1 protein-coding gene and 5 pseudogenes are annotated in these 4,500 nt (G+C 49.3%); 1 reads left to right on the forward strand and 5 read right to left on the reverse strand.

Annotation, left to right across the window (positions count from 1 at the left end; genetic code table 11):
- Together BGK49_RS09745 and ccp are read right to left on the reverse strand one after the other, a co-directional pair.
- Nucleotides 1-216, reverse strand: a pseudogene (locus BGK49_RS09745) (pyridoxal-dependent decarboxylase); the annotation flags it as partial.
- Nucleotides 217-426: 210 nt separating this feature from the next.
- Nucleotides 427-1,824 carry a cytochrome c peroxidase gene (gene ccp, locus BGK49_RS09750; RefSeq protein ID WP_000784841.1) on the reverse strand — a complete coding sequence of 466 codons (1,398 nt, stop codon included), beginning with the start codon at nt 1,822-1,824 and terminating at the stop codon, nt 427-429.
- Nucleotides 1,825-2,227: 403 nt separating this feature from the next.
- Between ccp and BGK49_RS09755 the strand changes: the two are divergent.
- Nucleotides 2,228-3,876: pseudogene (locus tag BGK49_RS09755) on the forward strand (alpha,alpha-trehalase).
- Between the two features lie 73 nt (nt 3,877-3,949).
- On the opposite strand, the pseudogene BGK49_RS09760 reads toward BGK49_RS09755, so the two are convergent.
- From BGK49_RS09760 to BGK49_RS30980, 3 pseudogenes are all read right to left on the reverse strand, one after another.
- Nucleotides 3,950-4,180: pseudogene (locus BGK49_RS09760) on the reverse strand (IS4 family transposase); the annotation flags it as partial.
- A 3-nt stretch (nt 4,181-4,183) separates the two neighbouring features.
- Nucleotides 4,184-4,393 (reverse strand): annotated as a pseudogene (gene tnpB, locus BGK49_RS26205) (IS66 family insertion sequence element accessory protein TnpB); the annotation flags it as partial.
- A pseudogene (locus BGK49_RS30980) lies at nt 4,390-4,500 on the reverse strand (IS66 family insertion sequence element accessory protein TnpB); the annotation flags it as partial. The pseudogenes tnpB and BGK49_RS30980, both read right to left, overlap by 4 nt.

A 4,500-nucleotide genomic window follows, 5' to 3' on the forward strand; every position in this document is an offset into this window, starting at 1 on the left:
GACATTTTCGTCGTCCCAGGTCTGGCAGAAAGTGGCTAGGTTCTGACGAGCGTTGCCATCAAGATATAATTCGTCATTGATAATCTGGAATGCGACATCATCGCGCATTTCGTGCAGCGGAAATCGTTTTGACTCCGCTATAGTAGAAATGGCCTTTGCGCCAAAACGTGAATCGAGTAGTTCTGAGCGGAAATCCGTTAACAGCTTCTGGTCCATTTCGAACTCCTTAAATTTATTTGAAGGCAATAAAAAAGTAGGATTTATCCGCAATGGAAGCAAGGCATTACAGGCTTAATTTAAATAACAAAATCCTAAGCAGAAAAACGACTTTTTATAATATAAACATTTAACATGATAATATTAAAAACAGACTTTATTATCGTAATAAAAATCGCCCAAACATTCCTGTTCGGGCGATCAAATTAATTATTGTTTATCCTGCATATACGGCGTGTACACCCCGTTCAGACTGTGCAGGAAAGCTACGATATCATCCACATCCTCCTGCGGCAGCTCTTTGCCTACCTGATAGCGCAGCATCAGTTTCACCGCCCCGTCCAGCGTCGGCACGTCACCGCGATGGAAGTACGGTGCCGTTAAAGCAACGTTACGTAAACCGGGTACTTTCTGGCGCAATTTATCACGCTCTTCTTTAGTCACATTCATACGACCAATATCCGCCGCCGTAATTTCCCCAAAGTTAAAGTCTTTTTTCAGCCCCAACGGTTCAAAGGAACGTCCGCCGAGAATAATACCACCATGACAAGTTGCACATTTATTATCTTTAAATAATTGATAGCCTTTTTTCTGTTGCGCCGTCAGCGCATTTTCATCTCCACGCAACCATTTATCAAATGGGGAATCCGGCGTAATTAATGTTTTCTCAAATTCAGCAATGGCATCAGTAATATTTTCGCCACTGAAACCTTGCGGATAAACTTCGAGGAACTGCGCTTTAAGCTGCGGATCTTTTTCCAGCTTAGCAATAATTTCGTCCCAGGATTTCGACGCCATTTCAATCGGGTTCAACGGCGGTCCACCTGCCTGATCCTGCAATGTTGCCGCACGACCATCCCAGAACTGCTCAACGTTAAATACTGAGTTAAATACCGTCGGCGCGTTAATCGGCCCAACTGCGCCACCAACACCAATCGATGTTTTTCTGCCATCGACGCCCCCCGCATTCAACGCATGGCAATGAGCGCATGAAATGGTGCTATCAGCCGATAAACGGGGATCGTGATACAGCGCAAAGCCCAACGCCACTTTTTGCGCATCGGTAGGCAGTTTTTGCGGGATGGGCTGCACCGGTTCATTGCGATGCTCCGGAGCAGTATCATTGCTGGCGTAATATTCCGCGCGCTGTTTTGCAATCCAGGCCAGTATTTCCGCCCGCTCTTCATCACTCACCTTACCCGCCCAGTGTAGCGCGGTATAACGCGTTGGTGGCATAGTTTCATACTGCATCACCCATTCAATCTTATTCAGATCGCTTTGCGAAACGGGTTTATCAGCCAGCAGTGCCGCACGCACGGCCTCGAGGTTAAAAGATTTATATCCAAGCTTAATGTCGTAATCCATCAACTGTTTCGCGCCAGGAATATAATAATAGGCGGGTAATTCTGCCGAAGGCGTGTGGCAATAGTCGCATCCTTTTTCGCGGGGAAAGCCTAAAACCTTATTATTTTCACTGACAGCAGATGCCTGAACATCGGCCTGTTTACTGCGTTTATTATCGTGGTACCACACATAACCAGATAACCCTAAATAGCAAATCGCGACGCCAGCCAGGCCGATCGCGGTAATACGTGAGACCATTTTCATTATTCTTCCCTCACGGTGGTGAGTTATTGTGACCCAGAAAATTTTCCAGAATGCAGCAAACGTCTCTGCGAGACAAAGCCATCATAAAAAACAGGGAGATACGCTTTTTGATAGGAATCAATCAATTACATGAATATAAACTATCAATAAGATAGCCTGTGCCTATTACCCAGATCAGGAATGGCATATCATGATTGCGGCGAGAGCAGGATTGAATGTTCTGAAAATGAAAAACAACACCAAATCCGTATTTTTATAAATTCCATTGATATTAGTGCGTTATATTTTTTGACAAGTTAATAAACGTGATCCACCGCACGCTTTGTCGCCCACCAGGCGGAGCGAATGACTACCCTTAAAGAAAAGCCGATAATTAGCGACGAATTTCGGAGGTTGGATCCTTATGCTCAATCAGAAAATTCAAAACCCTAATCCAGACGAACTGATGATCGAAGTCGATCTCTGCTATGAACTGGACCCGTATGAATTAAAACTGGATGAGATGATCGAGGCAGAACCGGAACCCGAGATGATTGAAGGGCTGCCCGCCTCTGATGCGCTGACGCCTGCCGATCGCTATCTCGAACTGTTCGAGCATGTTCAGTCGGCGAAAATTTCCCCGACAGTAAAACCTTTCCCGACTGCGCACCCAAAATGGACCCGCTGGATATTTTAATCCGCTACCGTAAAGTGCGCCGTCATCGTGATTTTGACTTGCGCAAGTTTGTTGAAAATCACTTCTGGCTGCCGGAGGTCTACTCCAGCGAGTATGTATCGGACCCGCAAAATTCCCTGAAAGAGCATATCGACCAGCTGTGGCCGGTGCTAACCCGCGAACCACAGGATCACATTCCGTGGTCTTCTCTGCTGGCGCTACCGCAGTCATATATTGTCCCGGGCGGCCGTTTTAGCGAAACCTACTATTGGGATTCCTATTTCACCATGCTGGGGCTGGCGGAAAGTGGTCGGGAAGATTTGCTGAAATGCATGGCCGATAACTTCGCCTGGATGATCGAAAACTACGGTCACATCCCCAACGGCAACCGCACCTATTATTTGAGCCGCTCGCAACCACCGGTTTTTGCGCTGATGGTGGAGTTGTTTGAAGAAGATGGTGTACGCGGTGCGCGCCGCTATCTCGACCACCTGAAAATGGAATATGCCTTCTGGATGGACGGTGCAGAATCGTTGATCCCTAATCAGGCCTATCGCCATGTTGTGCGGATGCCGGACGGATCGCTGCTCAACCGTTACTGGGACGATCGCGACACGCCGCGTGACGAATCCTGGCTTGAGGACGTTGAAACCGCGAAACATTCTGGTCGCCCGCCCAACGAGGTGTACCGCGATTTACGAGCGGGGGCGGCCTCCGGTTGGGATTACTCTTCCCGTTGGCTGCGTGATACTGGTCGTCTGGCGAGTATTCGTACCACCCAGTTCATCCCCATCGATCTGAATGCCTTCCTGTTTAAACTGGAGAGCGCCATCGCCAACATCTCGGCGCTGAAAGGCGAGAAAGAGACAGAAGCACTGTTCCGCCAGAAGGCCAGTGCCCGTCGCGATGCGGTAAACCGTTACCTCTGGGATGATGAAAACGGCATCTACCGCGATTACGACTGGCGACGCGAACAACTGGCGCTGTTTTCCGCTGCCGCCATTGTGCCACTCTATGTCGGTATGGCGAACCATGAACAGGCCGATCGTCTGGCAAATGCCGTGCGCAGTCGGTTACTGACACCTGGCGGGATTCTGGCAAGCGAGTACGAAACCGGTGAACAGTGGGATAAACCCAACGGCTGGGCACCGTTACAATGGATGGCGATTCAGGGATTTAAAATGTACGGCGATGACCTTCTGGGTGATGAAATCGCGCGAAGCTGGCTGAAGACGGTGAATCAGTTCTATCTGGAACAGCACAAACTGATCGAAAAATACCATATTGCCGATGGTGTTCCACGCGAAGGCGGCGGTGGCGAGTATCCGTTGCAGGATGGGTTTGGCTGGACTAACGGTGTGGTACGCCGTTTAATTGGTTTGTACGGCGAACCATAATATTTTTACAGCCAGCCGCTAACTTCCTGCTGGCTGTAAAATTATCCTCTTCAGGAGGAGTAATGCCAGTCAGTTAAGCAACTGACTGGCTCTTTTTCGGGGCTGTGGGGTATTTCCAGGGCCTCTCCTTTACCACTCTCGGGAAGGCCCTTTCCCTTCTCGTCGGTAATTTCACAAGTTGTCCCATACTTGCAAGATCGCGCATCAGCTCCGGTATACGTCCCGGTGAAGCGCCCTGCAATGTCATCAGCATTCTCATCACCATTCCGCATGATTCTGAGAAACTCAGTTGATTCGGCCAGTAACGGCGTCTGGTGAACAGGCACAGACCATCAGCATCAGCCCACAGGATTTTAATCATGTCACCCCGTCGGCCACGGAAGATGAACAGGTGACCGGAGAAGGGATTATCATTCAGCACATGCTGTACCTGTTCACCCAGCCCGTTGAAAGACTTACGCATATCGGTTATCCCAGCAACGAGCCAGATGCGGGTGCCTGACGGGAGTGAGATCATCGTCCCCACCCGGTCAGTTCACGGATCAACACTGTGAGCAGCTCTGGTGAAGGATTTTCCAGCGTCATGTTACCGTGACGGAACTCCACCTTGCAGGAGCTGGCACT

Source organism: Shigella sp. FC1544, assembly GCF_001722145.1.
Classification (GTDB): domain Bacteria; phylum Pseudomonadota; class Gammaproteobacteria; order Enterobacterales; family Enterobacteriaceae; genus Escherichia; species Escherichia coli.